This window comes from Dictyobacter arantiisoli (genome assembly GCF_008326305.1).
In the GTDB taxonomy this organism is placed as follows: Bacteria; Chloroflexota; Ktedonobacteria; order Ktedonobacterales; family Ktedonobacteraceae; genus Dictyobacter; species Dictyobacter arantiisoli.
On the sequence record NZ_BIXY01000253.1, the window covers coordinates 1 to 1,056 of the forward strand.

General features: G+C 44.3%; 1 protein-coding gene and 1 tRNA gene. One reads left to right on the forward strand and one right to left on the reverse strand.

Features of this window, described 5'->3' with window-relative positions; translation table 11 throughout:
* Positions 1-371: 371 nt before the first annotated feature.
* A tRNA-Arg gene (locus F1593_RS28090) sits at positions 372-444 on the forward strand.
* A gap of 169 nt (positions 445-613) precedes the next feature.
* Here the strand turns inward: F1593_RS28090 and F1593_RS28095 are convergent.
* On the reverse strand, positions 614-1,056 hold a 443-nt coding region (locus F1593_RS28095), incomplete at its 5' end, for a tyrosine-type recombinase/integrase (RefSeq protein WP_149404854.1).

Genomic DNA, 1,056 nt, shown 5'->3' on the forward strand with positions numbered 1-1,056 from the left:
CGACCTTTGCCCCACAACCTGCTCCTCGGAAGGGACGAACGGAGGGGCAAAAACGATGGGGAAGGCAAACTTTTTCGCGCCACGTTCTTCAAGAGGGCTCTGCAAAAAAATGAATGGCACCCTTGGCACAAATTAACCTTGATTTTTGAAACAAAATATGTTATTATTTATAGGTAAACACGAGGAGCCAACAAATCGGCTGCTCTTTTTTTATGCCCAAAACAGACACCATACATCAGTATTTCATTCAGACAATCTACAACCACCCGGGCATCCAGCAACGACTCATAAATTATTATACAAATTCACATTCAAACCGCCCCAAAAGAGCATTGAACCAACGTGGCAGATATGTTATGATAGGAGTTAGCGGGGCTGTAGCTCAGTGGATAGAGCGTCGGTTTCCTAAACCGTGCGTCGGCGGTTCGAGTCCGCCCAGCCCCATCCTTCAAAAATCTACCATGTAAACCCGCTCCACAAGCCAAAAAAGACCCATCATCCAGTTACACCAAGCAACCAGTGAAAAGGGCCTTTTTGTCTCTTTTTTGTCCAAACCGCATGTCGGAGAGGCTAATTTTTAACAGTGTGTTTCAAATGTACCGTGCGTCGGAGACTACATAGAATCAAAATCATCCCGTTGTTTCTTCTGAAATCCTCGACGAGATTTTTTAGCCTTAAAAGTGGTCATAAGAGAAAACTCTGATTGATCCACTCTAGCATCACGGCTATTAAAATCCTTCAAGTATATTTCTGTTGTGCTCACCTTACTATGACCCATCAAGCGCGAAAGCTTGCCCAGGTCACCACCACGAGCCAGATACGTACGAGCAAACGTATGGCGCAGCGTGTGAGGAGAAACACGGATACCCTCTATACCTGCACGCTTTTTCATATCGAGGATAATTTGACCTACGCCAGTAGGAGTTAATGGAGTATAGTGCCCCGCTTTGTCAAGACAATAAAATCGAGGTCTGTAAGAGAAACTCACTTTCTTTCTGAACACGAATTGGAATGACGATAAAATGCAGTAAGAACACGGTAATAAATCTGTTCTAC